The organism is Streptomyces sp. NPDC059454 (genome assembly GCF_042749965.1).
Lineage (GTDB): Bacteria > Actinomycetota > Actinomycetes > Streptomycetales > Streptomycetaceae > Streptomyces.
The window spans coordinates 61,455-87,373 of sequence record NZ_JBHYVC010000013.1 but is presented as its reverse complement, the minus strand read 5'-3'; the positions used below and the strand labels follow the sequence as shown (position 1 = coordinate 87,373).

General features: G+C 72.7%; 25 protein-coding genes, 2 tRNA genes and 3 pseudogenes. 17 read left to right on the top strand and 13 right to left on the bottom strand.

Annotated elements, in window-relative coordinates; genetic code table 11:
• Positions 1-118: 118 nt before the first annotated feature.
• From ACFXAE_RS12425 to ACFXAE_RS12400, 6 genes and pseudogenes are all read right to left on the bottom strand, one after another.
• Positions 119-406 (bottom strand): annotated as a pseudogene (locus ACFXAE_RS12425) (ABC transporter permease); the annotation flags it as partial.
• A gap of 5 nt (positions 407-411) precedes the next feature.
• Positions 412-579: pseudogene (locus ACFXAE_RS12420) on the bottom strand (ABC transporter ATP-binding protein); the annotation flags it as partial.
• 127 nt (positions 580-706) lie between these two features.
• Positions 707-1,381 carry a response regulator gene (locus ACFXAE_RS12415; protein ID WP_384712156.1) on the bottom strand — a complete coding sequence of 225 codons (675 nt, stop codon included), beginning with the start codon at positions 1,379-1,381 and terminating at the stop codon, positions 707-709.
• A complete protein-coding gene (locus tag ACFXAE_RS12410) occupies positions 1,378-2,610 on the bottom strand; it encodes a sensor histidine kinase (protein WP_384712153.1) in 1,233 nt (410 codons plus the stop codon). The genes ACFXAE_RS12415 and ACFXAE_RS12410 overlap by 4 nt, the downstream gene beginning before the upstream one ends.
• A gap of 113 nt (positions 2,611-2,723) precedes the next feature.
• Complete coding sequence (locus tag ACFXAE_RS12405) at positions 2,724-3,593, bottom strand: spermidine synthase (RefSeq protein ID WP_384712150.1); 870 nt, start codon at positions 3,591-3,593, stop codon at positions 2,724-2,726.
• Between the two features lie 115 nt (positions 3,594-3,708).
• Positions 3,709-4,095 (bottom strand): hypothetical protein, encoded by a 387-nt coding sequence (locus ACFXAE_RS12400; protein WP_384712147.1) that lies wholly within the window; start codon positions 4,093-4,095, stop codon positions 3,709-3,711.
• A gap of 256 nt (positions 4,096-4,351) precedes the next feature.
• Here ACFXAE_RS12400 and ACFXAE_RS12395 point away from each other — a divergent pair, with 256 nt between their 5' ends.
• On the top strand, positions 4,352-5,800 hold the full coding sequence (locus ACFXAE_RS12395; protein ID WP_384712143.1) for a hypothetical protein: 1,449 nt from the start codon (positions 4,352-4,354) through the stop codon (positions 5,798-5,800).
• A gap of 321 nt (positions 5,801-6,121) precedes the next feature.
• On the opposite strand, the gene ACFXAE_RS12390 is transcribed toward ACFXAE_RS12395, so the two are convergent.
• Positions 6,122-6,721, bottom strand: a complete 600-nt coding sequence (locus tag ACFXAE_RS12390) for a histidine phosphatase family protein (RefSeq protein WP_384712141.1) — start codon at positions 6,719-6,721, stop codon at positions 6,122-6,124.
• A 187-nt stretch (positions 6,722-6,908) separates the two neighbouring features.
• On the opposite strand from ACFXAE_RS12390, the gene ACFXAE_RS12385 reads away from it, so the two are divergent.
• The 4 genes from ACFXAE_RS12385 to ACFXAE_RS12370 are packed head-to-tail and all read left to right on the top strand — an operon-like array spanning position 6,909 to position 11,896.
• Positions 6,909-7,868 (top strand): phosphatase PAP2 family protein, encoded by a 960-nt coding sequence (locus tag ACFXAE_RS12385; RefSeq protein ID WP_384712138.1) that lies wholly within the window; start codon positions 6,909-6,911, stop codon positions 7,866-7,868.
• Entirely contained in the window at positions 7,819-8,958 is a 1,140-nt protein-coding gene (locus ACFXAE_RS12380) for a hypothetical protein (RefSeq protein WP_384712135.1), read from the top strand. Before ACFXAE_RS12385 ends, ACFXAE_RS12380 begins: the two co-directional genes overlap by 50 nt.
• Positions 8,949-10,550: a hypothetical protein gene (locus ACFXAE_RS12375; protein WP_384712132.1), complete on the top strand. Its 1,602-nt coding sequence runs from the start codon at positions 8,949-8,951 to the stop codon at positions 10,548-10,550. Before ACFXAE_RS12380 ends, ACFXAE_RS12375 begins: the two co-directional genes overlap by 10 nt.
• Positions 10,547-11,896 carry an AAA family ATPase gene (locus tag ACFXAE_RS12370; protein WP_384712129.1) on the top strand — a complete coding sequence of 450 codons (1,350 nt, stop codon included), beginning with the start codon at positions 10,547-10,549 and terminating at the stop codon, positions 11,894-11,896. The genes ACFXAE_RS12375 and ACFXAE_RS12370 overlap by 4 nt, the downstream gene beginning before the upstream one ends.
• A gap of 195 nt (positions 11,897-12,091) precedes the next feature.
• Here the strand turns inward: ACFXAE_RS12370 and ACFXAE_RS12365 are convergent, their stop codons facing one another.
• Positions 12,092-12,421: a hypothetical protein gene (locus ACFXAE_RS12365; RefSeq protein WP_384712126.1), complete on the bottom strand. Its 330-nt coding sequence runs from the start codon at positions 12,419-12,421 to the stop codon at positions 12,092-12,094.
• Positions 12,422-12,728: 307 nt separating this feature from the next.
• On the opposite strand from ACFXAE_RS12365, the gene ACFXAE_RS12360 reads away from it, so the two are divergent.
• The 5 genes from ACFXAE_RS12360 to ACFXAE_RS12340 all read left to right on the top strand — a co-directional run bounded on the left by ACFXAE_RS12360 (position 12,729) and on the right by ACFXAE_RS12340 (position 14,715).
• Positions 12,729-12,953 (top strand): hypothetical protein, encoded by a 225-nt coding sequence (locus ACFXAE_RS12360; RefSeq protein WP_384712123.1) that lies wholly within the window; start codon positions 12,729-12,731, stop codon positions 12,951-12,953.
• Complete coding sequence (locus ACFXAE_RS12355) at positions 12,950-13,360, top strand: type II toxin-antitoxin system VapC family toxin (protein WP_384712120.1); 411 nt, start codon at positions 12,950-12,952, stop codon at positions 13,358-13,360. Before ACFXAE_RS12360 ends, ACFXAE_RS12355 begins: the two co-directional genes overlap by 4 nt.
• 194 nt (positions 13,361-13,554) lie before the next feature.
• Positions 13,555-13,923, top strand: coding sequence for a hypothetical protein (locus ACFXAE_RS12350; protein ID WP_384712117.1), 369 nt, complete (start codon positions 13,555-13,557; stop codon positions 13,921-13,923).
• Positions 13,924-14,057: 134 nt separating this feature from the next.
• A complete protein-coding gene (locus ACFXAE_RS12345) occupies positions 14,058-14,651 on the top strand; it encodes a bifunctional DNA primase/polymerase (RefSeq protein ID WP_384712114.1) in 594 nt (197 codons plus the stop codon).
• A tRNA-Lys gene (locus ACFXAE_RS12340) sits at positions 14,642-14,715 on the top strand. Before ACFXAE_RS12345 ends, ACFXAE_RS12340 begins: the two co-directional genes overlap by 10 nt.
• A 46-nt stretch (positions 14,716-14,761) precedes the next feature.
• Here ACFXAE_RS12340 and ACFXAE_RS12335 read toward each other — a convergent pair.
• Positions 14,762-16,105 (bottom strand): M6 family metalloprotease domain-containing protein, encoded by a 1,344-nt coding sequence (locus ACFXAE_RS12335; protein ID WP_384712110.1) that lies wholly within the window; start codon positions 16,103-16,105, stop codon positions 14,762-14,764.
• A gap of 331 nt (positions 16,106-16,436) precedes the next feature.
• Between ACFXAE_RS12335 and ACFXAE_RS12330 the strand changes: the two genes are divergently transcribed.
• Positions 16,437-18,278, top strand: a complete 1,842-nt coding sequence (locus ACFXAE_RS12330; RefSeq protein WP_384712107.1) for a putative bifunctional diguanylate cyclase/phosphodiesterase — start codon at positions 16,437-16,439, stop codon at positions 18,276-18,278.
• Here ACFXAE_RS12330 and ACFXAE_RS12325 read toward each other — a convergent pair.
• The 3 genes and pseudogenes from ACFXAE_RS12325 to ACFXAE_RS12315 all read right to left on the bottom strand — a co-directional run.
• Positions 18,254-19,354: an LLM class flavin-dependent oxidoreductase gene (locus ACFXAE_RS12325; protein ID WP_384712104.1), complete on the bottom strand. Its 1,101-nt coding sequence runs from the start codon at positions 19,352-19,354 to the stop codon at positions 18,254-18,256. The genes ACFXAE_RS12330 and ACFXAE_RS12325 overlap by 25 nt on opposite strands.
• A 294-nt stretch (positions 19,355-19,648) precedes the next feature.
• Positions 19,649-20,380, bottom strand: a complete 732-nt coding sequence (locus ACFXAE_RS12320; RefSeq protein WP_384712101.1) for a decarboxylase — start codon at positions 20,378-20,380, stop codon at positions 19,649-19,651.
• Positions 20,377-20,784, bottom strand: a pseudogene (locus tag ACFXAE_RS12315) (decarboxylase); the annotation flags it as partial. The gene ACFXAE_RS12320 and the pseudogene ACFXAE_RS12315, both read right to left, overlap by 4 nt.
• 188 nt (positions 20,785-20,972) lie before the next feature.
• On the opposite strand from ACFXAE_RS12315, the gene ehuB reads away from it, so the two are divergent.
• The 6 genes from ehuB (at position 20,973) to ACFXAE_RS12285 (ending at position 25,237) form a co-directional block, all read left to right on the top strand.
• On the top strand, positions 20,973-21,887 hold the full coding sequence (gene ehuB, locus ACFXAE_RS12310) for an ectoine/hydroxyectoine ABC transporter substrate-binding protein EhuB (RefSeq protein ID WP_384712098.1): 915 nt from the start codon (positions 20,973-20,975) through the stop codon (positions 21,885-21,887).
• On the top strand, positions 21,884-22,600 hold the full coding sequence (gene ehuC, locus ACFXAE_RS12305) for an ectoine/hydroxyectoine ABC transporter permease subunit EhuC (RefSeq protein ID WP_384712095.1): 717 nt from the start codon (positions 21,884-21,886) through the stop codon (positions 22,598-22,600). The genes ehuB and ehuC overlap by 4 nt, the downstream gene beginning before the upstream one ends.
• Complete coding sequence (ehuD, locus tag ACFXAE_RS12300; RefSeq protein ID WP_384712092.1) at positions 22,597-23,247, top strand: ectoine/hydroxyectoine ABC transporter permease subunit EhuD; 651 nt, start codon at positions 22,597-22,599, stop codon at positions 23,245-23,247. Before ehuC ends, ehuD begins: the two co-directional genes overlap by 4 nt.
• Entirely contained in the window at positions 23,237-24,046 is an 810-nt protein-coding gene (ehuA, locus tag ACFXAE_RS12295) for an ectoine/hydroxyectoine ABC transporter ATP-binding protein EhuA (RefSeq protein WP_384712089.1), read from the top strand. Before ehuD ends, ehuA begins: the two co-directional genes overlap by 11 nt.
• Positions 24,047-24,309: 263 nt before the next feature.
• Complete coding sequence (locus ACFXAE_RS12290; RefSeq protein ID WP_384712086.1) at positions 24,310-25,068, top strand: IclR family transcriptional regulator; 759 nt, start codon at positions 24,310-24,312, stop codon at positions 25,066-25,068.
• 95 nt (positions 25,069-25,163) lie between these two features.
• Positions 25,164-25,237: transfer RNA gene (locus tag ACFXAE_RS12285), tRNA-Lys, on the top strand.
• A 54-nt stretch (positions 25,238-25,291) separates the two neighbouring features.
• Here the strand turns inward: ACFXAE_RS12285 and ACFXAE_RS12280 are convergent.
• Positions 25,292-25,897 (bottom strand): lytic polysaccharide monooxygenase, encoded by a 606-nt coding sequence (locus ACFXAE_RS12280; protein ID WP_384712083.1) that lies wholly within the window; start codon positions 25,895-25,897, stop codon positions 25,292-25,294.
• Positions 25,898-25,919 lie beyond the last annotated feature (22 nt).

Genomic DNA, 25,919 nt, shown 5'->3' with positions numbered 1-25,919 from the left:
GGCCGTGTGGGCCGGGCGCCCGGTCTCCGGTGGCGAGGCGGTGAGGCCGCGAAGCCTGTCGTTGCGTTTTTCCAGGGCTTCGGCGGTGGTGGGGAAGAGCGCTGTGTCGCCTTCACCGGCCCGCGCCTGGTTCAGTTCGACGAATCCCCACGCGGGCGGTGTCCGGCAGCGGGTACGCGGATTCCTCGGGACCGTCGATGGTGTCGGCGACGAGCCGCGCGGACTGGTCGGCCGCCGCGACGACCGGCGCCTTCGCGTACCGCTCCGCCGGCACCGAGGCGCGGACGCCCGTCTCCAGCAGGATGCCGCAGGCCGCGACGATCAGCGCCGACATCATCAGCGCGACGAACGTGCCCGCGAACGACGCGGGTTTGAAGCGTACGGCCGCGCGCGCGAGGCCGTACGGGGCGAAGTACCGCGCGGGAGGCCGAGGTCGACGCCCGCGAGGGCGTGCACGGCGCCCGCGCCCCGGCCGTACTGCCGCCGGACACCGCGCAGTTCGACGGCGGGACCGGGTGCGGCGGCCGGGGCCTCCGGTCGGTCGTCCGCCTTCTGCCGCTTGCCGTTGCGTAGCCTCATGTTCCGCCCTCTCGCGATGTTCTCGTGCCGATGGGGTGGAGAGTGCGGGCACGGCTGCGCGCCGGGCGTCATACCCGGGAGCCAATGCGGAGGTGCTACCGCGGTAGGGGGTGGATGAGGGGCCGCCCTACTCGCCCGGGGTCACCAGCCCCGATTCGTAGGCGAAGACCACCGCCTGGGCGCGGTCGCGCAGGTCGAGCTTGGTGAAGACGCGGCTCACGTGTGTCTTCACCGTCTGCTCGGCCAGCACCAGCGTCGCCGCGATCTCGGCGTTGGACCGGCCGCGGGCCACCAGGGTGAGGACCTCGGTCTCGCGTTCCGTCAGGGCCTTGAGCCGCAGCGCGGGCCTGCCCCGGGCCGCGGGACGTTGCCGGGCGAAGTCCGCGATGAGGCGGCGCGTCACGGAGGGGGCGAGCAGCGCGTCGCCCGAGGCCACGACGCGTACCGCCGCGATGAGGTCGGCCGGCGGCGCGTCCTTCAGCAGGAAGCCGCTCGCGCCCGCCCGCAGCGCCTCGTAGACGTAGTCGTCGACGTCGAACGTGGTGAGCATCAGCACGCGCGGCCGGTGAGTCACACCCGGCGGAGGCGCGAGGAGGCGGCGCGTGGCCTCGAGGCCGTCCATCTCGGGCATGCGGACGTCCATCAGCACGACGTCCGGATGGGTGCGGCGGCTCAGCTCGACGCCCTGCGCGCCGTCGGGGGCCTCGCCCACCACGTCGATGTCGCTCTGGGCGGCCAGCAGCGCGGCGAAGCCGGCCCGCACCATGGCCTGGTCGTCGACGACGATGACGCGCGTTGTCACGTGAAGTCCTTTCCGGTCAGGGGGAGTCGGGCGGCCACCCGGAAGCCGCCGTCCGGCAGCGGTCCCACGTCGAGGGTGCCACCGGCCAGCCGCACCCGCTCGCGCATGCCGACGAGGCCGTGCCCGGTGCCGCCCTCCTCCAGCGGCGCGGCGGGCGGCTCGGGCGGCGGCCCGTTGACGACGAGGACGGTGAGCCGTGTGTCGTCCTCCGTGACGGACTCCGACACCGACACCTGCGTCGGAGCACCCGGGGCGTGCCGCACGACGTTCGCGAGGGCCTCCTGGACGATGCGGTACGCGGAGAGGCCCACCGTCTCGGGCACGTCGGCGTCGCAGGGGGTGAACTCGACCGGCACGCCCGCCCTTGCCGTCGCCTCCACCAGCTGCCCGATCCGCTTCAGGCCCGGCTGGGGCGCGAGTTCGCCGTGCCCCTCCTCGTTCCGCAGCACTCCGAGGAGCCGCCGCATCTCGCCGAGCGACTCGCGCGCGGTCGCCGCGACGGACGTGAACTCCTCCCGCACGTCCGGCGACAGCCCGTCGAGGCGGTACGCCGCGGTGTCCGCCTGCACGGTGATGACGGACATGTGGTGCGCCACCACGTCGTGCAGCTCGCGTGCGATGCGGGCGCGTTCCTCCAGCAGCGTCCGCCGGTCGCGCTCGGCCTCGCTGATCGTCTCCTGCTCCGCCAGCCTGCGCTGCGCCTCGTACCGCTCGCGGAGCGCGGCGGCGAGCAGGAGCGCGACGCCGCTGAGTATGGTCAGCAGCACCTCCATGGCGCTCGTGCCGTGCGGCGCGGCAAATCCCAGGCCGACGTTGGCGCCCGCCGTCGCCAGCCACACCAGCACCAGCGTCCGGCGCGGCTCGCGCAGGCCGAGGGCGAGGCAGAGGCCGATGTACCCGACGATCTCCATGGGCGGGAACGGCCACAGAAGCCGCTCCTCGAAGTCGACGCCGAGCAGGGCGAGCGCCCCAGCCACATCCGCGACGAAGATCACGTACCAGGCCCGCAGCGGGTGGACGACGGCGAGCAGCAGCGGTGCCGCCTGCGCCACGGCCAGCGCGCTCGCGATGCCGCCGTTCAGGCCGTAGTCGACGGTGAGCACCTGGATGGTGGTGGGCAGGAGGGCGACGCACAGCACGAACGCCACGCCCCAGGGCAACACCCGTATCCACCGACGCGAAGCCCCCGCGAGCAGCGCACGGGGGCGTTCCTCCTCCACTGGGGTCATGGGCCCCAGCCTATGCGCGGCGGGGCGGCGTCAGGAGACGCACGACCGTCGGGCGGACTCAGGCCGTGCAGGTCTCACCGGCCCGCCCGGTCGGACCTCACCGGCCCGCCCGGTCACCGGAAGACGGACGCGGGTGGCGCCGGTGAGGCGACCGCCGCCCGGTCCGTCACGGGGGCGGCCCCGCCGGTGAAGTCGATGAGGTCCCTGCCGTGCTGGACGCGGCCCGGGTGCGGGTCGGAGGCGGCCCGGCGGGTCAGCTCGGCGATCGGCAGGGGGCCGTCGGAGGCGACCAGGACGGCGTTGCCGAAGCGTTTGCCGCGCAGCATCGCGGGGTCGGCGATCAGCGCGAGTTCGGCGAACCGGGCGGCGGCGGTGGCGATCTGGCCCCGCAGGTGCGCCAGCGGCGGCCCGTCGGCGAGGTTGGCGGCGTAGACCCCGCCGGGGGCGAGTGCCCTGCGGACGTCGTCGAGGAACTCGGTCGAGGTGAGGTGGGCGGGGGTGCGGGCCCCGCTGAAGACGTCGGCGACGACGAGTCCGGCCCAGCCGTCCGGCACCTTGGCGAGTCCCTCACGGGCGTCCACGGAACGCACCCGGATACGGGCTCCGGCATCCAACGGCAGTTCCCGCCGGACCAGTCGCACCAGCGCCGCGTCCCGTTCGACGACCTGCTGGGTGGAGCGGGGGCGGGTGGCGGCGACGTACCGGGCGAGGGTGAAGGCGCCGCCGCCGAGGTGCACGGCCCGCAGGGGCTTGCCGGGCGGGGCGACGAGATCGACGACATGGCCGAACCGGCGCTGGTACTCGAAGGACAGATACGCGGGGTCGTCGAGGTCGACGTGCGACTGCGGCGCGTCGTCGATCAGCAGCGTCCGGCCCCGCACCCGCTCCCGGTCCGGGACGAGCCGGGCGAGCCCACCGTCGACCCGCTCGACAACGGCCTCGACGGATGCCTGGTGACGCCCGCTGTTCCTGTTCCTTCCCATTCCCCCATGTTTTCAGCCCCTCCGGAGTTCGGGGAGCGGGGGTCCGGGGCGGAGCACCCGGGGGGAACGGGGACGGGAAGGGGCAAGGGCGGCGGGGGCGGGAGAACCCCACCCTTCACGCACACCCGTCCGCGGCCTCGATCATCCGCCGGGCCGCGTCCAGCGCCTCCCGCAGCACCGCGGGATCCGTCGCCGGCTCCGCCTCCCCGGGCGGCAGCAGCCAGACCGCCCCCGCCACAGGGAGCCCCGGCGCCGGTCTCGGCCCGCAGCCGTCCGTCTCCGTACAGACACTGCCCGGCACGTCCCAGGCCGCGGCCGTCCCCGGCGGCACCAGGAAACCGAGTGTGTCGCACCCGTCGTCGTGCAGCACCGGCCCCACCGCGTCCCCGGCTCCGCGCCGCAGGATGTCGACCGCCTCCAGGCCCTGTCGCACCGGAACCGTGACCACGTCACAGTCCGTACTCGGCAGTTCCAACGGATCCTTGCTCCGCCTGGTCGTCATCCCGGCCTCCAACGCGCACATCGGGCCCCCGGTCTGTAGGGCTCAACGAGTCGGCACGTCAACGGCTACGACGAAAGTCCGCCGCAAAGGATGGCAGTTCATGGCGGAACGCGGATGACATATCCGGATTGTTGCCAAACTTCGCGTAGTGACTCCGTCACAACAGGTACGTTCTAGCCCGCCGGAAACAGGGCTTCACACGGACAAATCGCCCCGATTCCGGCATGGTTCGACGGTTCGCAGAGAGGACCCGGCCATGGCGTCGTCAACGGTGCCCTCGTCCCAGCCCCCTCGGCCCCCGCGGCCGAACCTCGTCTTCCGGCACCTGCGCGGACCGCGCTCGCCGGCCGAGTTCGCCGCGGCGGTCCGGCGGGCCGCCCGCGAGATCGGTGAGCGGGTCAGCTGTGACGCGCGGTATGTGCACCGGGTGGAGGCGGGCGAGATCCGCTGCCCGAACTACGCCTATGAGCGGGTGTTCCTGCACATGTTCCCCGGCCGCACGCTGACCGACCTGGGTTTCGCGCCCCGTTCGTCGGTGCGCGGGCGCGGGGCCCGGGCCGCCGGGGGAACGCCCCCGGCTCCCACCGAGAACCCGGCGGACGCCACGAGTGAGAACAGCGGGGCGTACGAGCCGTATGAGACGCAGAACCGGTACGACACGTACGACACGCACGACTACGAGGAGAGCGACGTGCTACGTCGCGCATTCATGACCGGCGGGGGCGCCACGGTGGCCGCCGCCTCACTGAGCCCGTACGGGTTCGCCTCGGACGCCTCGGCGGCGCAGCGCGCCGTGCGCCGCGCGGGGGCGAGCGACGCGGGCGCCCTGGAGGAGGCCGTCCGCCGCATCCGGCTGCTGGACGACCGGCACGGGGCGGACGGGCTCTACCGCCGCGCGGCGGCCCCCTTGCGTGCCGCCTACGCGCTGCTGGACGCGGGGACGACCCGGCAGCGGACGGCGGACCGGCTGTACTCGGGCGCCGGTGAGCTGGCCATCTCGGTGGGCTGGCTGGCGCACGACTCGGGCCGCTTCGACGACGCGCGCTCGCACTACGCGGAGGCGCTGGCGACCGCGCGGGTGACCGGGGATCCGGGTGTGGAGGCGCACGCCTTCTGCAATACGGCGTTCCTCGCGCGGGACGCGGGCCGGCCCCGGGAAGCGGTGCGGGCGGCGCAGGCCGCGCAGCGGGCCGCGCGTCCGCTCGGCTCCCCCCGGCTGATGTCGCTGCTGGCGCTGCGGGAGGCGGGCGGCTGGGCGGGGCTCGCCGACCGCACGGGCTGCGAGCAGGCGCTGGCCCGGGCGGGGGCGTACTTCGAGCGCGGGACCTCGGAGGCGGACCCGGAGTGGATGAGCTTCTACGGGGAGGCGGAGCTGGAGGGCCTGGAGGCGCAGTGCTGGTCGACGCTGGGCGACTGGCCGCGCGCGGCCCGGCACGCACGGCGGGCGGCGGAACTCCAGGACCCGCACTTCACCCGCAACATCGCCCTGTACACGGCGGAGCTGGCGGACGACCTGGCCCGCGGGGGCCGGCCGGACGAGGCGGCCGAGGCGGGTATGCGGGTACTGGACCTGCTGAACGACGTGCAGTCGTCGCGGGTGCGGACGATGCTGGCGGGCACGTCCCGCGTCCTCCTCCCGCACCGGCGCGCGTCGGGGGTTTCGGCCTTCCTGGACCGCCACGCCTCACTGCCGCGCGCGGTGTGACCGCCTGCACGGCTGCGGGCGATCGTGCCGCGTAGCTGCGGGCGATCGTGCCGCGTAGCTGCGGGCGATCGCGCCTCCCCCAGTGCCTTGAGGGCCTGGGAGGTTCCCCCAGGGCGGCACGGGTGGGCGGTGGGGGCACCTCCCGCTCATGGGGGTCCCTCCCGCTCGAGCGAAGTCGAGAGTGGGGGAGAAGCCGAGAATGGGGGAGAAGCCGGGAGCGGGGGAGGCACTCCGCGAGCGCTGGGCCGCGCGACCCACCCCGGCCCGGCACCCACGCGGGGCACGTCGTGAGCACCGGGCCGCGCGACCGGTGCCCAGGCGTCAGGCAGCCGCCAGATGCCCCGTCTCGTTCCAGGACTCCACGGCCGGCTCGCCGTACGCCCAGCCCAGCACCGACAGGGACGTCGGATTCAGCCGGATACGGGCCGCGAAATCGAGCGACAGCCCCAGCCAGCGCGCGCCGATCGAGCGAAGCATGTGTCCGTGGGCGAAGACCAGCACGTCACGGTCGGCGGACCGGGCCCAGGCCACCACCTCGTCCGCGCGCGCCGTCACCTCGGCCAGGGACTCCCCCTCGGGAACCCCGTCGCGCCAGATCAGCCACCCGGGCCGCACCGCCTGTATCTCCGCCGGGGTCATCCCCTCGTACGCCCCGTAGTCCCACTCCATGAGCGTGTCCCAGATCTCCGCGCGGTCGCCGAAACCGGCGAGCTCGCAGGTCTCCCGCGCGCGGGACAGCGGGCTGGTGCGCACCTCGACGCCGGGCAGCCCGTCGTACGGCGCCCGGCGCAGGCGCTCGCCGAGCAGCTCGGCGCCCCGGCGGCCCTCCTCCAGGAGCGGCACATCGGTCCTGCCGGTGTGCTTGCCGGACAGCGACCACTCGGTCTGTCCGTGCCGGGCCAGCAGGATGCGCGGTGCCATGGGAGACCTTCCGGGTGAAAATTCGCAGGCGGAACTCCCCCATCATCGCGCACCCTGGTCGCGGGCAACCCGAAGGGCGATCTCGACGTCTCTCAGTGCCGAGGGCATGTCACGGGGGACGCGCGCGCACCGTAGAGTGGCTGGCCGCCGACGGAGCGCCGCGCGAGAACAAAGGGGGAGCGATCGGATGCCGCACACCGAGACACCGGGCACCGAGGTTGCCCCGGCGACCCGGCTGCGCTGGTGGACGGAGCTGCCGCTCATCCTCCTGGTGTACGCCTGCTACTCGGCGGGACGGCTGGTCGTCCGGGGCGACGCCTCCGACGCCGTCGACCACGGCCTGGCGATCCTGCGCATCGAGAAGGCGCTGTACCTCAACGCCGAGCACCCGCTGAACCGTCTCTTCACCCGCGAGCCGTGGCTCGGCATACCGGCCGACTTCTGGTACGCGTCGCTGCACTACCTGGTGACCCCGGCGCTCCTCGTCTGGCTGTTCCGCTCCCGCGCGGCGCACTTCCGCGCCGCCCGCACCTGGCTGATGACCTCGACCTTCATCGGCCTGATCGGCTTCACCCTGCTGCCCACCTGCCCGCCCCGGCTGCTCGACGCGAGCCACGGCTTCGTGGACACCATGGCCCACTACAGCGCGTACGGCTGGTGGGCCGGCGAGGCCAGCGCCCCGCGGGGCCTCGGCGGGCTGACCAACCAGTACGCGGCGATGCCTAGCCTGCACGTGGGCTGGGCGCTGTGGTGCGGGGTGATCCTCTGGCGGTACGGCCGTACGCGCCTGACGAGGACGGCCGCCGTCGTCTACCCGCTGGTGACCGTGATCGTGGTGATGGGCACCGCGAACCACTACTTCCTCGACGCGGCCGCGGGCGCCGCCGTCATGGGCGCCGGCCTGCTGCTGGCCCCCGCCGTGACGCGGTGGGCGGACCGGGCCAAGTCCCGCTTCCTGCCCCGTCCCGCGGTCGCCCCGGCGGACTCCTCCGGCGCGAATTCCCCCATTGTCAGTGCCGGATGCCAGACTTCCGCGGGTGAGCGATTTCCACGGCAGCGGCACCCCGAGTCGCGGTACGGATCAGGAACCGAATCGGGTGCCTCCCCCTCGGGCGCGGGAGAAGGCGCTCCGGCACCGGCTCGCTGAGCTGCGCGGCCCGGAGGTGCAGGCCAAGGCGCTGGACGCGCGCGCCCTGGCCGCCCTCGCCGCCAACCCGGGCTGCAGACGGCGCGCGATCCTCGACGGCGCCGGGGTGAACAAGGCGCTGCTGGCGGACGCGTTGGGCTCGCCGTCGGTCTTCGGCCAGTCCCAGTTCGCGTTCGTGCGGGGCAACGCGTTCGAGGCGAAGGTCAAGGCGGACGGCGGTACGGAACTGCTGCGTCTCGCCCACGAGAAGCTGGACCGCGGAGCCGAACCGCCCGCCGGCGCGCGAGTGCCCGACCTCACCGCCCAGGGCCCGCAGGGCCGCACGGCCCGTACGGAGCTGGCGCTGCGCGAGGCCGGCGAGGCGCCCGGCGCGTGGACGCTGCTCGACCACCCCATGCTCGCGCTCGACGTCGCGAGCTCCCCCGCCTTCCTGGAGCCGGACGCGGTGGTGGTGCACCCGGACGGCAGCTGGACGGTCGTGGAGATCAAGTCCTTCCCGATGCTGGACGGCGCCGCGGACCCGGCGAAGGTCGGTGCGGCGGCGCGCCAGGCGGCGGTGTACGTGCTGGCCCTGGAGCGGGTCGCCGCGCGGCTGGACCCTGCCCCGCGCGTGCGGCACCGCATCCTGCTGGTGTGCCCGAAGGACTTCTCCAACCTGCCCACCGCGTCCGCCGTGGACGTGCGCAAGCAGCGCGCGGTGACCGCCCGTCAGCTGGACCGGCTCACCCGGCTCGAGGAGATCGCCGACACGCTCCCCGAGGGCACGTGCTTCTCGCCGGAGCTGCCCGCCGAGCGGCTGGCCGAGGCCGTGGAGTCGGTCCCGGCGGCCTACGCGCCGGAGTGCCTGTCCGCGTGCGAGCTGGCCTTCCACTGCCGGGACCGTTCCCGCGCGCAGGACGCGGTGACCCGCCTGGGCCGTCCGGTACGGGCGGAGCTGGGCGGTCTGACGACGGTCGGGGACGTGCTGGCGGCGGCCCGCGGGGAGGCCGGTGACCCCGACGATCCGGCGGTGGCGGCACTGCGCAGGGCGGCGGCCCTGCGCGCGGAGGCACTGGAAGCGGCCGCCATGGAGGTGGCCCCTTGTCGCTGATCGCCACCCTCGCCCGGCTCGAGGCCGTCAGCACCGGCCGTGCCCAGCCCGCCGCCACCGTCCGGCACCGGCACCTCTCCGAACGGCCCCTGGTCCTCGTGCCGCTCATCACCGCCGGTGAGGCGGGCGCCCCGCTCGGCGCGCTGGTGGGCACCGACCGGGACGCGCCGCGGCTGCTGGTGGTGCCGCAGCCGCGCGACCGCGATCTGCGGTTCGCGTTCCTGGCCGAGCTGGCCGACGTGGTGCTGCCGTACGTCGACGGTTTCGCGGACGCCGTGGAGGCCGCCGAGCGCTCCGAGACCGACCCGGAGACCGGCAAGCGGGTCAAGGTCGAGGTGGAGCTGTGCGCGGACGCGCCCCAGCTGATCGTGCCGTCCCGGGCCGGCATCGACCTCGTACGGCTCCTGGGGCGCTCCATGCGTTTCCGCCGCACGGCGGAGCAGGACCCGGAGGCCCCCTTCCCCGCGCCGCCGCGCGTACCGCTGCTCGGGCGGTGGCTGACGCACTTCGGGGAGCGGGCCCGGGTGCCCGGCTCCTCCCTCCTCCTGGCCATGAGCGACGTACTGGCCCGGCACTGGGCGACCGGACAGTCCTCCCTGGAGGATCAGCATCTGGGGGCGCTGCTCGCCTGGATCGACCCGCCCGAGGGACGCTCGGGCGCGGAGGCCGCGCAGGAGGCGGAACTCGCGCGGGACGCCGACGGCCAGTTGGTGTGCCCGCCCGCGGGCCCGGCGACCGACCCGGCGTTCGACAACAAGCTGCTCGCCCCGGCGATCGAGCGCTACGACCGTGCCCGCAGCGCGCTCGCGGCGGCGGAGGACGGCCTGGAGGCCGACGACCACCTCGGCGCGCTGACAGGGGCCGAGCGGGAGATCCGCGCGCTGGTGGGGAGTCGTACGCGACCCACGTGGGACGCGGTGTGGCGGGGCCTCGACCTGCTGGCGGAGCTCCCGGAGGGTGCGCGCGTCGAGGAGCGGTGGACGCGCGACCGCTGGTCGTTCACCGGTCACCGGGACCGGGTCCTGTCCGGTGAGCCGCCGCAGCCGCGCCGCGACGACGCGGTGACCGCGGCCAACAAGCTCGCCGTGCGCGAGCGGGAACAGGCCCGCCTTGAGGCGCAGGAGGCGCTCGACGACCCGCTGGTGATGGCGGCCCGGCGACTGTCCGGGGAGGCGTTCGCGGGCGAGGTGGTCGACGTGGTGATGGCGTACAGCGAGAGCAGGCGGCCGAGCCCACGCCCGCTGGTCACCGTGCTCACGGACGACCGCCCGCACCTCGGCGAGCGGACGAGGGTGTACCGCTCGCTGGGCGGGAAGCCGCAGGCGGCGGAGTTCGTCGGCTACGAGGACGGTCCGGAGGGCGGCCTGCTCGTCCTCCGCGTCATGGACAAGATGGGCCGCGGCAAGGAGCCGGAGGAGGGATCGGTCCCGGAGAAGGGCGACCGCGTGTGCTTCACGCTGTTCGAGCACGAACCGCGCGGCGGCGCGAAGTTGCCCGACCCGGAGGAAACCCCGTGGACCCATGGCGGTCCACCCGGTGAGGAGGCCGCACCGGAGCCCGCCGACCCGGTGACCGAGGAGGACGTACTGTGACCGCCCCTGCCCGGCAGGCCGTGTTCGACCCCGGCGCGGCGGCCGGCCGCGCCACCGACGCGATCCTCCGCGACACCCTGCGCGGCACCGCGCGCGGTGTCGTCGTCGACTCCCCGCCCGGCGCCGGCAAGTCCACGCTGGTGGTGCGGGCGGCGCTGGAGCTGGCGGAGGCGGGGCGTCCGCTGATGGTGGTGGCGCAGACCAACGCGCAGGTCGACGACCTGGTCCTGCGCCTCGCCGAGAAGAACCCGGACCTGCCGGTGGGCCGGCTGCACAGCAGCGACACCGACCCTTACGACAAGGCGCTCGACGCGCTGGACAACGTCCGCACGTCGGCGAAGGCGGCCGACCTCGCCGGCCTGGACGTGGTGATCTCCACGGCGGCGAAGTGGGCGCACGTCAAGGGCGTCGAACCGTGGGAGCACGCGATCGTCGACGAGGCGTACCAGATGCGCTCGGACGCGCTGCTCGCCGTGGCCAACCTGTTCGAGCGGGCGCTGTTCGTGGGCGACCCGGGCCAGTTGGACCCGTTCTCGATCGTGGGCGGCGAGCAGTGGGCGGGCCTGTCGTACGACCCGTCGGCCTCCGCCGTCACCACCCTGCTCGCGCACAACCCCGAACTGCCGCAGCACCGCCTCCCGGTGTCCTGGCGCCTCCCCGCGTCGGCGGCCCCCCTGGTCTCCGACGCCTTCTACCCGTACACGCCGTTCCGCAGCGGCACGGGCCACGGCGACCGCGCGCTCTCCTTCGGCGTCCCGTCGGACGGTTCGGCCCCGGACCGGGTGATCGACGAGGCGGCGGAGTCCGGCTGGGGCCTGCTGGAACTCCCCGCCCGCCACACCCCGCGCACGGACCCGGAGGCGGTCCGGGCGGTGGCCCTGGTCGTACGCCGCCTGCTGGACCGCGGCGGCGCGGCGACCTCCGAACGCTCCCCCGACCCCACCCCCCTCACCGCCGACCGGATCGCCGTCGGCACCGCCCACCGCGACCAGGCGGCAGCGGTACGGGCAGCCCTCACGGAACTCGGCGTGACGGACGTCACCGTCGACACGGCGAACCGCCTCCAGGGCCGCGAGTACGACGTGACGGTCGTCCTCCACCCCCTCTCCGGCCGCCCCGACGCCACCGCCTTCCACCTGGAGACGGGCCGCCTGTGCGTCCTCGCCTCCCGCCACCGCCACGCCTGCATCGTGGTCTGCCGCGAGGGAGTGACCGACCTCCTGGACGACTACCCGTCCACGGAGCCGGTCCAGTTGGGCACGCTGGTGAAGTTCCCGGACGGCTGGGAGGCGAACCACGCGGTGCTGGCGCATCTGGCGGAGCATCGGGTGGCCTGGCGGCGCTGAAACCCGCTGCCCGGCCCGAGGTGCGGGAGTACACACAGGAACTGCCCGGTGGGCAAGGCACCGTGGGACGAGTCCGACTCCGTGATGGGCGAGTTCTACGCGGGTTTCGCCGAGACGCCGCAGAAACTCATCGACCAGCGGGTGGCACGCCGGGCGAGGTTCCTTGCCGCGCAGAAAGCAGAGAAGAGGCAGGTCTCACATGTTCCTGATGGGCGTGTCGCTGGCTGCGAGTGTGGTCTCTGCAGCGGTGGGCATCGTGGTGATCCTCATCCTGCTGAGCCGCCCGCCGCTGCCCGTGCCCGGTGTGTACGCGTTCCTCGCCCTGACCCTGGCTTCGTCGGCGGTGGCGGCGTACTGCTTCGGCTGGTTCTCCGTCACCACGGGGGGCCCTTTCCCCGAACTGTGCACGAGCCGGAACGACACCGGCGCCGGCTTGACGGCCGTCGAGCAACAGTACTGGCCTCTTCGAAACGCCTGCGTGTACTCCGACGGATCGGCCGTGGAGTACGTCTCGATGTCGGTCACCGTGTTCGTGTGCCTGCTGGCAGGTGCCGCCCTCGTCTCGGCCGGCACCTCCGTGTACCTGCGCAAGCGAGTCGGAAAAACTTCTGGAGTGCCCTCATGAACACCGATTTTTCGCCACACCCTGCTCAGAGGATTCACCGGTGTCGCCACCGGAGCCACACTGCTCGCCACGGAAAGAGGGCCTGCGTGGACGTCCGTGAGTGTGCGGGGCCGCCGTCAGCTGACTCGGTTTCCTTCTTGTTCCTGAGTCCGGCGGAGTGTCTGGAGACCTGGGTCAGGTGGGTCGCCGAGCCATACACTGGCCGGTATGACCGTTCGTGAGGAAGCACACCGCCTGCTCGACGCGCTGCCGGACGACCGGCTGATGGACGCCATAGAGTTGCTGCGCGAGTGGGCCGAAGTGGAACGGGGTGAGCGCCCGCGCCGCCGCTTCCGGACGACCGCTTCCTTCGACGGCGACCCGGACCTCGGTGAACGCGCCAAGGACATCGCGCGTGAGGCGTGGAACGATCAGGAGCGGCGCAGCGCGTGATCGTGATCGACACCGGCCCCGTGGTCGCGGCGGCGAACCGTAAGGACGACCATCACACCGACTGCGTGCACCTGCTGGAGAACCACCCCGGACCGCTTCTGCTGCCGTCCCCGCTCGTCGCGGAGATCGGGTACATGCTCTCCAGCCGCGCCGGAGTAAAGGCCGAGGCCGATTTCCTGCGCGATGTCGCCGACGGTGTGTACGACCTGGTGCCGGTCACCTCCTCCGAAGCCGCGCGGGCCGCCGATCCGGTGGAGCGGTACGCGGATCTCCCCCTGGGCACCGCCGACGCGTTCGTCGTGGCCGTCGCCGAGAAGTTCCGTGCGGTCACCATCGCGACACTGGACCGCCGACACTTCGGCATCGTCCGGCCCGTACACGCGCCTGCCTTCACCTTGCTGCCGTAGCGACGCTCACGGCTGCCGCGCTGCTTGAGTCCTCGGCAGGGAATCAGCAGCCCATGCATACGGCCCGGACGGCTGGGAAGCCATTCACGCGGCGTCCGAGGGCGCAGCACTCGGGCCCTCTTGCGGGGGCGCGGGACAATGGACGGTGGCCCGCCTTCCCGGGGGGGTCGACCGCGACGTACGAAGGAGAAGTCATGGCGGAGCACACGCCGCGCCGGGAGCAGCCGCGGCTACGCCCCGCGCCCCTGCTGTTCGAGCCCGCGGAGGCGGCCTCCGATCCCGAGCACTTCTTCGACCTGGAGTCGATCGAGGATCCGCGCGCGCTGCTGGAGCGGGCGACCGAGCTGACGCTCGCGTTCCGTGCCGCGGCGGACCGGGCGACGGAGTTCCAGGCGATGGCGGCGGCGCAGCTCGCCGACCCCCGCCGCTTCGACCGGCTGACGCCGGCGGACATCGCCGAGCGCGCCGAGTGGACCGAGGACTACGCGAAGAAGATGGTCGAGTTCGGCCAGGGCCTGATGCGGGGCGGCGAGGGCGGCTCCGGGCACGCCGACCCCGCGTAGCGCGTACGGCCCGTACGGCCGGGCATATGCCGGGCATATGCCCGGCGGGCAAGATACCCCTCCTTCCGCTCTCGCGTCCCGGATTCCGGCAACCCTGCGGAAGCGTTCCCTCACGGCGGGTAGACGTATCCGTCATGAGCAGCCCACGGAACGCCTCCGACGTCAGCGGTGTCACGCCGGACGGTGCCGCCTGGCTCGCCTCGGCGGGTACGTATCCGCGCAGCACCCTCTCGCACTGGGACGAGCGGCCAAACGCCCCGGTCGTGCTGCCCTGCGGTGCGGTCTTCGACGTGGTGAGCGCGCCCGCGATCTTCGGGCGGCGGATGCTGGACCGGATGTGGGACGAGGGGCCGGGCTCGGGGCCGGTGGCGGAGTTCCGGGGGCGGATGCTGCTGTTCGCCGCGCCCGGTACGGCTCAGCGGCTCCCGGCGCTCATGGAGTGGGAGGAGTGGGGCGCGCACGGCTCGCGCACGGACGGCGTTCCGCCGCTGCTGTGCCACGGCGCCGGCGACGCGGTGACCGTCCCCGCCCTCACCGGCGCGACCGCGCCCGCCCCCCGCTCCGGCTCCCGCTGGCTCGTCGCCCCCGACACCCGTCACCCCTGGCTGCCGGGCCCGGAGGTGCTGCTGTGGGCGGCCGTGCGGGCGGCCCGCGCGGCCGTGCGGATATCGATTTTTCCTCCCGCAGGACGTGATGCTAATGTCTACGACGTCAGCAGGCGCCGCTAGCTCAGTTGGTTAGAGCAGCTGACTCTTAATCAGCGGGTCCGGGGTTCGAGTCCCTGGCGGCGCACGACACGGAGAAGGTCCCTCGTGAAAGCGGGGGGCCTTCTCCGCGTCTACCCCGCGGTGATCCGCACCGTCCATGCCCCCGACGCCGTACGCCCCTCCACCGCCACCCGTACGGACTCCCCCGGCACCGTGAAGCTCTCGCCGAGGGCGACCGGCGCGTCGGCGAGCGGCGGATAGACCGAGTCCTCCCGGCACGCCTCGGTGTGCGGATGGGCGTCGACGACCTCGACGGGGCCACGCCCGGACCGGGTGCCACTGCTCACCCGGTACACCAGCACCCCCTGCCGGCAGGCCCTCGTGTCGTTGCCGACCGGCCCGCGGGCCTCGAAGGCGAGCACGCTGTCGGGCCCGGTGCGCACGACCGCGAGCTTGGTGCCCCGCCCCAGTCCGAAGGACGGCGCCCCGGCGGCTCCCGTGACCGGCGTCCCCGGCCCCGCCCCGAGCGGCTCCAGCGTCAGCCGTACCGGCCCCGCGTCCTGCACGCACCGCACCTGCCGGGGCTCCAGCCAGCCCAGCTTCCACTTGTGCCAGCCGAAGAGGTCCGGCGCGAGGGCGAACTGGCTGCCCATGAGGTCCCAGTCGCCGACATGGGTGTCCCAGTCGCCCTTGCCGTCCACGGGCCGGTGGTAGAGGTCGGGCAGGTCGAAGACGTGCCCGGTCTCGTGGGCGAGGACGAGCCGGTCCGGGGGGTGGTTCTCGAACACGGTGACGACCCGGCGGATGTCGGTGCCGTCGGCGCGCAGCGGACGGTCCAGGTTGACGACCTTCGTGGCGTCGGAGTCCACGCCCGGCGCGTCCGGGTCGGCGACGAAGTACACGATGTCGTAGCGCGAGAAGTCGACGTGCCGGTCGGCCACCGAGAGCGCGTCCCGCAGGTAGGCGGCCCGGTGGGCGACGGTCCAGTCGCGCTGTATGGCGTACGCCGTGGAGGGGCGCGGCATCCGGAACCACTGCCGCAGGGGGTGCGGGCGCAGGGTGAACCTGCCGTAGGAGGACCGCTCGAAGAAGCGGCTGGTGGCGGGGAAGTGGTCGGTGGCGAGTTCGGCGGGCGTGGTCAGGGGGTGGGAGTCGGGGAAGGACAGGAACACCATCACCGCGTCCAGACCGCGGGCGGGGCGGGGGTAGGCGGCGTTCCAGGTGTCCAGGCCCTCGGAGTGGTGGGCGGCGGTGCGGGTGAGGGCGCAGGGCGCCGCCGAGAACGGCTCGGCGACGGAGGGGACGCTCACCATCGAGGTCGCCGCGAGCGCCGACATCGTGGTGCACATCGCGGCGGTGCTGCGCAGCCGGGGCCGTACGCCCGATGCACCCGATGCACCCGATCGGCTCAGTCTCCCCAGTCGCCGCCGAAAGGCCTCACGGCCGAGTCCTCTCGGGGTGAGCTGACGCGGCACGGGGACCTCCGGGAAACGGTTCGCGGGACACCGCACCCAGAGTGTGTGTATTTGTCGTACTACGCCCTGTTCGGCTGCACCGGACGAGTGAGAAGCGCGGGTATCCGGGCGGGACCGGGCGGGACCGACACCCCGTGCACTCACGGAACGTCACAACTGGTCGGAGGCCCGCAGAACCCGTCCACCCGTGGGCAGAAACGATCGGGCAGGGATGCGGATCCGTCCCGGAGACCGGAAAGTGGCTGGAAGGCCCCGGCGCGGGCCTCTATGATCGGCACACTTCCTGAACTTTCTGCACGGACAGCGATCGAGTGCACTGCGGGAGCGAGCGGTGAGCGGAACGTCCGAGGGGCCGGCGCCCGCGGCAGGACTCAACCGGCCGACCGTCACAGAGAGTGAGATCGCTACGTCTCCGCGTACGGAATCACCGCCCCCGCCGTCCCCCTCGTACCACTCCGTCTTCACGGCCGCGCCGCTCGCCATGGCCGTGGTCGACCGCGCGGGCACGGTGACCGGCGCCAACGCGGCCCTCGCCACCCTGCTGGGCCGCGCCCCGGAGACCCTGACCGGTGCCGTCGCCGCCGATCTGGTGGACCTGGCCTCCGACGCCCGCACCTGGCACGCCTACCGGGAGCTGCTGCGCGGACGGCGGTCCGGACTGCGCTGCACGCGCCGGCTGAAGCACCCGGAGGGGCACCCGCTGTGGGTGCGGGTGACGGTCACCCCGCTGCCCGCCGACGACGGGGGCGTGCTGCTGTCGGTCGCCGACATCGGCGACCACCGCGAACTCCAGGACCGGCTGCGGCACCTGCGGATGCACGACCCGGTGACCCGGCTGCCCAACCGCACCCTGTTCTTCGAACGGCTGACGGCCGCGCTGGAGGCGGAGTCGTACGAGGAGGGCGGCACCGGCCGGATCGGACTGTGCTACCTCGACCTGGACGGGTTCAAGGCCGTCAACGACACCCTCGGCCACCGCGTCGGCGACCAGCTCCTTGCCGCCGTCGCCGAACGGCTCACGAGTTGCGCGAAGGACGCGGCCAGGACCGGCACGCCGCTGGTCGCCCGGCTCGGCGGGGACGAGTTCGCGCTGCTGGTCGAGGACTCCACCGGCACCGAGCAGCTCGCCGACCTCGCCGAGTCGCTGCTCGACGCGATCCAGGCCCCCTTCGACCTCTCCGGGCGCCGGCTGTCGGTGTCCGCGTCGATCGGGGTGGTCGAGCGGCACGCCGCCGGGACCACGCCCACCGCGCTGATGCAGGCCGCCGACACCACCCTGTACTGGGCGAAGGCCGACGGCAGGGCCCGCTGGACACTGTTCGACCCGGAGCGCAACGCCTCCCGCGTGACCCGCCAGGCCCTCGCCTCCGCGCTCCGCCCGGCCATCGACCGGGGCGAGTTCGCGCTGGAGTACCAGCCGCTGGTGGGCATGGAGGACGACCGGGTGCACGGCGTGGAGGCGCTGGTCCGCTGGCACCACCCCCGGTTCGGCACGCTGACGCCGAATCGGTTCATCTCGCTCGCCGAGGAGGACGGCTCGATCGTGCCGCTCGGCCGCTGGGTGCTGCGCACCGCCTGCCGGCAGGCCCGCGACTGGCAGGCGGAGCACCCGGACGAGCCGCCGATCTTCGTCAGTGTGAACGTGGCGGTCCGTCAGGTGTGGGACTCCGACCTGGTGGCGGACGTCGCCGAGACCCTGAAGGAGACGGGCCTCGCGCCGGAGCTGCTCCAGCTGGAGCTGACCGAGTCGGCGGTGATGGGCTCCTCCGGCCGGCCGATCGAGGCCCTGAAGGCGCTCAGCGACATGGGCGTACGCATCGCCATCGACGACTTCGGCACCGGCTACTCGAACCTGGCCTACCTCAGCCGGCTGCCGGTGTCGGTGCTGAAGCTGGACGGCTCCTTCGTCCGGGGCTTCCAGTACGAGGAGCGCGCCGCCGCCCCGCCGAACCCGGCGGACGAGGTCATCGTCGAGGCGATGGTGCAGCTCGCCCACCGGCTCGGTCTGACGGTCACCGCGGAGTGCGTGGAGACCTCGGCGCAGGCCACCCGGCTGCGCCGGATCGGGTGCGACACCGGCCAGGGGTGGCTGTACTCCCGTCCGGTGTCGCCGGACCGCATCTCCGAGCTGCTGGGCACGCCCGGGGTTCAGGCGGGCGTGGGCAACCCGTAGGCGTCGGCGATCAGTTCGTAGGAGCGCAGGCGTACGTCGCCACCGTGGGCGTTGGCGGTGAGCATCAGCTCGTCGGCGCCGGTGCGCTTCTGCAGGTCGTCCAGGCCGGTGCGGACCTCGTCGGGGGTGCCGTGGATCACGTTGGCGTTCCAGGAGTCGACGAACTCCCGCTCCATGGGGCTGAAGTCGTACGCCTCCGCCTCCTCGGGGGTGGGCACGAGGCCGGGGCGGCCGGTGCGCAGCCGGACCATGTTGAGCGCGGCGGCCAGCACCTGGCGGCGGGCCTCCTTCTCGTCGTCCGTCGCGAGCGCGGAGACGCCGATGAGGGCGTAGGGCGCGTCGAGGACCTCGCTCGGGCGGAAGGTCTCGCGGTACAGGTCCAGCGCGGGGACGGTGTTCTGGGCCGAGAAGTGGTGGGCGAAGGCGAACGGCAGACCGAGCGTGCCGGCCAGCCGGGCGCTGAAGCCGGAGGAGCCGAGCAGCCAGATGGGCGGGCGGTGCGGGGACTGCACACCGCCGGGTGACGTCGCCTGCACCGGGCCGGGAACGGCGTGGATGCGGCGGTAGGGGTGCCCGTCGGGGAAGTCGTCGTCGAGGAAGCGGGTCAGCTCGGCGAGCTGCTGGGGGAAGTCGTCGGCGCCCTCGTTCAACCGGTCGCTGCGGCGCAGGGCGGCCGCCGTGGCCCCGTCGGTGCCGGGGGCGCGTCCGAGACCGAGGTCGATCCGGCCCGGGGCCATGGCCTCCAGGGTGCCGAACTGCTCGGCGATGACCAGCGGCGCGTGGTTGGGCAGCATCACCCCGCCGGAGCCGAGGCGGATGCGCCCGGTGTGCGCGGCGAGGTGGGCCAGGATCACGGCGGGCGAGGAGGAGGCCACCCCGGGCATGGAGTGGTGCTCGGCGACCCAGTAGCGGTGGAAGCCGCGGGACTCGGCGAGGCGGGCGATGTCCACGCCGGTCCGCAGGGCGTCGCTCGCGGTCCGGCCCGCGCCGACGGTCACCAGGTCCAGCACGGAGAGCGGGACGGGTGCGGTGCCGTGGGCGGTGCCCCGGATCTCCTCTGCGGCGTCTGCGGCCATGGTGGGGTGCCTCCTGTGGGGTGTGACGGTCGCTGCGTGACGTAACAGGAGACAGTCCCCGGTTATTCCCTCCCCCTCCCCGGCACCCGGCGGCGTGCACACCCGACGATCATGCGATACGATCATCTCGCTCGCTGAGGGGGTCGCCCCCGACAGTGATCACGCGTTGGTGGTCCAAGGAAAGACGCCCCGCTTCCTGCGGGGAGATGCAGGTGCAAGGCCTGCCCGGCGCTCGACGAGAACCCCGGCCCCGCTCCAGCGGGACCGGGGTTCTTCCGTGTGCGGAACGACCACTCAGACCTGCACGATCGGTTCCCGCGTGAACAGCGCCCCCAGCCCGGGGGCGTTCACCCTGCGGTCCGCCAGCCTCAGCGCCTCCCAGACCGTGACCTGGTTGGCGGTCAGGACCGGCTTGCCGAGTTCCTTCTCCAGGGCGGGGATGTGGGCGATCGTGTGCAGGGCCGTGTCCGGCAGGAGCAGGGCGTCCGCGTCCGGGGTGTCGGCCGCGCGGGCCAGCGCGAACAGCTCCTCCTCGCCCCAGGTGCCGACCTCCGCCGCCGTGACGGTCCCGGAGCCGCGCGTCCCGGTCACCTCCGCGCCGCCGGCCCGCAGGAACTCGGCGAAGAGCAGGGCCACGTCGTCCGGATAGGTCGCGCCGACGGCGACCCGCCGCGCCCCGACCTCCCGCAGTGCGTGCACGAAGGCGAACGACGTCGACGACGCCGGCATGCCCGCCGCCAGGGCGAGACCGCGCACCTGCTCGTGGGCGCCGTCCCAGCCGTGCACGAAGCTGCCGCTGGTGCAGGCCCACACCACCGCCTCGGCACCCGAGAGGCGCAGCTGCTGGAGGCCGGCCGCCAGCCGCTCGGGCGAGCCCATCTCCCGCAGCACGTCCACCCGGTGCGCGCCCTCACCGATGTCGGTGTGCACCAGGTCCACCCGGATGTCGCTGCCCAGCAACTGCTCGATACGCGGATAGTCGTCCTCTGCCGAGTGGCCCGGATAGAGGAATCCCAGTGCGGTCATCTCCAGCCTTCCTGCTGCTTCTCTTCCGGCACGTCCGGCACGTCCGGCACGTCCGGCAGTACGGGACCGGGCACCTGGCCCGGCAGTACGGTCCCGGAGCGTGCCGACGCGCCGATCAGCGCCTGATACGGTCCCACCGCCCGGGTACCCAATCGGCGCAACGCCGCCCACATGATCACCTGGTTGGCCGAGATGGCCGGTATGGACGGTTCGGCTTCCGGCTGCGGGATGACGTCGTGGGTCGGCAGGTCGGCGCACGGGAGGAACAGCGCGTCCGCCGCGCCGGGCCGGCCGCGCACCGCCGCCCGCCGCGCCGTGTCCACCACCTCGCGGTAGGTGGCCTTCCGGATCTGCCGGGTCAGACCCGTGCGGGCGCACCCGGTGACCGTGCCGCCGGCCCCCGCCGCACAGCTCCCGGCGCCCGGTCGCCGAGCAGTCGGGCCGTGCCGCCGGCCCCGCGCTCGACCACGGAGATCCCGGGAGACCGGTCCGCCGGTCCCCCGTCGACCCACTCCGGTCAGGACCGCCCGACCGCCGAACGGGGCCGGAACTGGCCGGAATAACTCGCATCGCTTCGGGTAGCCGCGCCGCCATGGCTCCACCACTACAACCACTGAGACGATTCCGAGAAGCCTCCGGGCCCTCACGTCGGTCGCTGCTCGCGGGGGTCGCGGCGCTCGGCGCGCTGGGTGCCGCGGGCTGTTCCCGCGTGCCGACGGCGGCGGCCACGGGCGGCGGTGACCTGCTGGACCGGCTCAAGGCGGCGGGCGTCGTCCGTCTGGGCATAGCCGGCGAGATCCCGTTCGGTTACATCGACAAGAACGGCGATCTGACCGGCGAGGCGCCGGAGCTGGCCAAGGTCATCTTCAAACGGCTCGGCGTGGACCGGGTGCAGCCCGTGCCCACCGAGTTCGGCTCGCTGATACCCGGGCTGAGCTCCCAGCAGTTCGACGTCGTGGCCGCCGGGATGTACGTCAATCCCGAGCGCTGCGAGCAGGTCATCTTCTCCGACCCCGACTACCAGATGCTCGACTCGTTCATCGTGCGCAAGGGCAACCCGAAGGACCTGCACGACTACCGGGACGTCGTGGAGAAGAAGGCGAAGTTCGCCACCGGCACCGGGTACGCGGAGATCGCGTACGCCGTCGAGGCCGGGTACGCGGAGAGCGACATCCTGATCGTCCCCGATCAGGTCGCCGGCCTGAACGCCGTCGAGGCCGGACGTGTCGACGTCTTCGCCGGGACCGCCCTCACCACCCGCGAGGTGGTGAAGAAGTCGAGCAAGGCGGAGGTCACGGAGGCCTTCAAGCCGATCGTCGACGGGAAGCCGCATGTCGACGGCGGCGCGTTCGCCTTCCGGCCGAACGAGACGAAGCTGCGGGACGCCTTCAACGTCGAGCTGGCCAAGCTCAAGGAGAGCGGCGAACTGCTCCGTATCCTCCGGCCCTTCGGGTTCACCGAGGACGAGATGACGGATCTGACCGCGAAGGAGCTGTGCGGCGGATGACATCGGGACTCTGGGAACTCGTACTGGGTGGCGTCTGGGTGACGGTCCAGCTGCTCGTGCTCAGCGCGCTGCTGGCGGCGGTGGTCTCCTTCGTGGTCGGCGTCGCGCGCACCCACCGGCTGTGGGTCGTCCGCTTCCTCGCCGGCTTCTACACCGAGGTGTTCCGCGGGACCTCGGCACTGGTGATGATCTTCTGGGTGTTCTTCGTGCTGCCCACGGCCTTCGGCTGGCAGCTGGTGCCGCTGTGGGCGGGCACGCTGGCACTCGGCCTGACCTACGGGGCGTACGGCTCGGAGATCGTGCGCGGTGCCCTCGCCGCGGTCGACCCGGCCCAGCGTGAGGGCGGTGTCGCGCTCAGCTTCACGCCCTGGCAGCGGATGAGGCTGATCCTGCTGCCGCAGGCGGTGCCGGAGATGATCCCGCCGTTCTCCAACCTGCTGATCGAGCTGCTCAAGGGCACCGCCCTGGTGTCGGTCATGGGCATGGGCGATCTGGCGTTCAGCGGCAACCTGGTGCGGCTGGCGCTGCAGGAGAGCGCGGAGATCTACACGTACGTCCTGGTCATCTACTTCGTGATCGCCTTCCTGCTCACCCGGATCATGCGCGGTCTGGAGAGGAAGCTGAAGGCGGGGGCCGGCAAGGCTCCGGTCCGTAATCCGGACGTGGAGCTGAAGCGGCCCGAGACGACCGACGTGGGGGGTGCCGTCCGATGAAGTGGGACTGGAGCGCGGTCTCCGACTTCATGCCGCACTTCTGGGACGGTCTGCTGGTCACCCTGCAGATCCTGGCCCTCGGGTCGCTGATCTCGTTCACGCTGGGTCTGGTGTGGGCGCTGCTGATGCGGGTGCCGACGCGCTGGGTGACCTGGCCGGTGGGCGCGGTGACGGAGTTCGTCCGCAACACCCCGCTGCTGGTGCAGCTGTTCTTCCTGTTCTACGTGCTGCCCGAGTGGGGCGTGACCTTCTCGGCGCTGACCACCGGTGTCTTCGCCATCGGGCTGCACTACTCGACGTACACGATGCAGGTCTACCGCGCGGGCATCGAGGCCGTGCCGGTGGGCCAGTGGGAGGCGGCGACGGCGCTGAACCTGCCGCTGCGCCGGACGTGGACCGCGGTGATCCTGCCGCAGGCCGTGCGCAGGGTGGTGCCCGCGCTCGGCAACTACGTCATCTCGATGCTGAAGGACACACCCCTGCTGATGGTGATCACCGTGCTGGAGATGCTCGGCGAGGCGCGGCTGTTCTCCCAGCAGAGCTTCCAGTTCACCGAGCCCCTGACGGTGATCGGCTTCGCCTTCGTCGTCATCTCCTACCTGGCCTCCCTTGCCCTGCGAGCCCTGGAGCGACGCCTTGTCCACTGACACCCACGCCCCGTTCGACAAGAAGCCCGAGCAGCCGGGAAGGCCCGGGAACCCGAGGAGCAACGGCGAGCTGATCCGCCTGGAGCAGGTCACCAAGCGGTTCGGGGACCACACGGTCCTGGACCATCTGGACTTCTCCGTGGACGCCGGCAAGCACGTCACGCTGATCGGTCCGTCCGGTTCGGGCAAGACCACGATCCTGCGGCTGCTGATGACGCTGCTGAAGCCGGACGAGGGCACGATCACCGTCGACGGGGAGCAGCTGTTCCCGGCGCCCGAGAAGCAGGTCCGCGAGGTCCGCAAGAAGATCGGGATGGTGTTCCAGCAGTTCAACCTGTTCCCGAACATGACGGTGCTGAGGAACATCACCGAGGCCCCGGTCACCGTGCTCGGCATGTCCAAGGACGCGGCCGAGGAGCGGGCGCGGGAGCTGCTGGAGATGGTCGGGCTGACCGACCACGTCGACAAGCACCCCGCCCAGCTGTCCGGCGGTCAGCAGCAGCGGGTGGCGATCGCCCGGGCGCTGGCGATGCGGCCGCAGGTGCTGCTGCTCGACGAGGTGACCTCGGCGCTGGACCCGGAGCTGGTCGCGGGCGTCCTGGACGTGCTGCGGGACATCGCCCGCTCCACCGACATCACCATGCTCTGCGTCACCCACGAGATGAACTTCGCCCGGGACATCTCCGACCAGGTGCTGATGTTCGACTCGGGCCGGATCATCGAGGCCGGTCCGCCGGAGAAGATCTTCAGCGAGCCGGAGCACGACCGGACGCGGGAATTCCTCAGCGCGGTGCTGTAGCCACGGACCGTGAACGGGGCGATGCCCGAGGTCCACACAGTGGAGCATCCCTCTGGCATGTGCCGGAGGGTCGGCGCCGCAGATGAGGGGGCCGGAATCTCGTCAACACCCGCTTCCCCGGAGCCGTTTGACGGCTATCGTGGAGGGGATTCGCTGACCGGATTGCGGCCCCGGGTCCTGTACGTCACCTTCCTGTCCGCCCGACGGCGTCGGGCGGACAGGAAGGTGACGACGGGACCTAAGAGCGAGCGCAGGGGGAAACCGTGGCGCTGAGGCACGAGCCGACCGCGCCGTACCACTCGGTCCAGGACGCGCTGCGCGTCCTGGAGACGGTGGCGCGGCACACCACAGGAGTCACCGACACCGAACTCGCCCGCGGGACCGGCCTCACCGCGGAGCGGCTGACCGCGCTCCTGCGGATGCTGCGCCGCGAGGCCTACGTCGAGCAGATCGCCGACGGCGCGTACGTCACCGGAGCGGCCTTCGCCCGCCTGGGCGCCGCCGAGGGGCACGAGGAGGCGTTGCGCGAGAAGCTCCAGCGCACCCTGGACCGGCTCCGCGACCGGGTGGGCGCCGCCGTCTACCTCAGCCGGTACATCGACGGCGAGGTCAGGGTCACCCAGTACGCCGACAGCCCGGCCACCCCGAAGGTCAACGAGTGGGTGGACTTCCGCCACTCCGCGCACGCCACCGCGGTGGGCAAGAGTCTGCTCACCCAGCTCGACCACAACGGCCGGCGCGACCATCTCGCCCGGCACCGGATGGCCCGGCTCACCTCGCGCACCATCACCAGTGACACGCTGCTGCTGTCCCGGCTGGCGGCGCAGCCGCCCACCGTGCCGGTGCTGGACCTCCAGGAGTACGCGGTCGGCACGGTCTGCGCGGCCGTCCCGATCACGGCCGGCTCCTCGGTGGGCTGTCTGGCGCTGTCCCTGCCCCTGGCGCACGCCCACCGCCTGCGCCAGGCCGCCGACACCCTCAACCGCAGCGCGGCCCCGGTGCTGCTGTCACTGACGATCTAGACGATCCGGACGAGCCGGCGGTGGTGCGGACCACCCCCGGGGACCGGGTATTATTTTCCCTGTCGCCGCCCGCGAAAGCGGACGGCGGGAGTCATGCGCCGCTAGCTCAGTTGGTTAGAGCAGCTGACTCTTAATCAGCGGGTCCGGGGTTCGAGTCCCTGGCGGCGCACCCAGAAGGGCCTCTCGTGGGAGCGAGAGGCCCTTTGGCGTGCCCGGACGGGAATCAGAACGTGACGTCGGAGCAGGCGTAGAACGCGTTGCCCGTGTCGTGGACCGTCCACACCGCGAGGATCACGTGGTGTCCGCTGAGCCCGGACGGCAGCCGGCCGCTGTGCGACAGCGTCTGCGGCGGACGCTGGCCGTTGTAGGGCACCGTCAGGAACGGCGTGAGGTTGAGGTCGGACCGGGTCAGGTTGTGGTTCTGGTTCCAGCCCGGCCTGGTGACGTAGTACGTGAAGTCGGTGGTGGCGTGCATGGCCGTGAACTGCCACCGGAAGGTGTAGTTCTGGCCGCCGGACACCCGGGTCGTGGGCCAGGCGCCGCCCGAGGGGGTCTTCGGGCTGTCGAGCTGGGCGAACGGCGCGTTGCCCGCGGAGCAGAGCCGCCCGTCGGCGGGACCCGAGGCGGGGAAGCCCTTCGGGCCCTCGACGCTCTGCGGCTCCCACTGGATGGATCCGCAGTTGGTCACCGAGCCGTTCTGGCAGAGCTTCTGCCGGCTGACCGGCAGATCGGTGTAGCCGTGGCCGCTGGCACCACCGGAGGAGAGCACAAGCGCTCCGGTCGTGGCCAGTCCCACCGCGGCTGCGTACATCGTGGTCCTTGTGCGCATGCTGCCGCTCCTGGTGAACGTG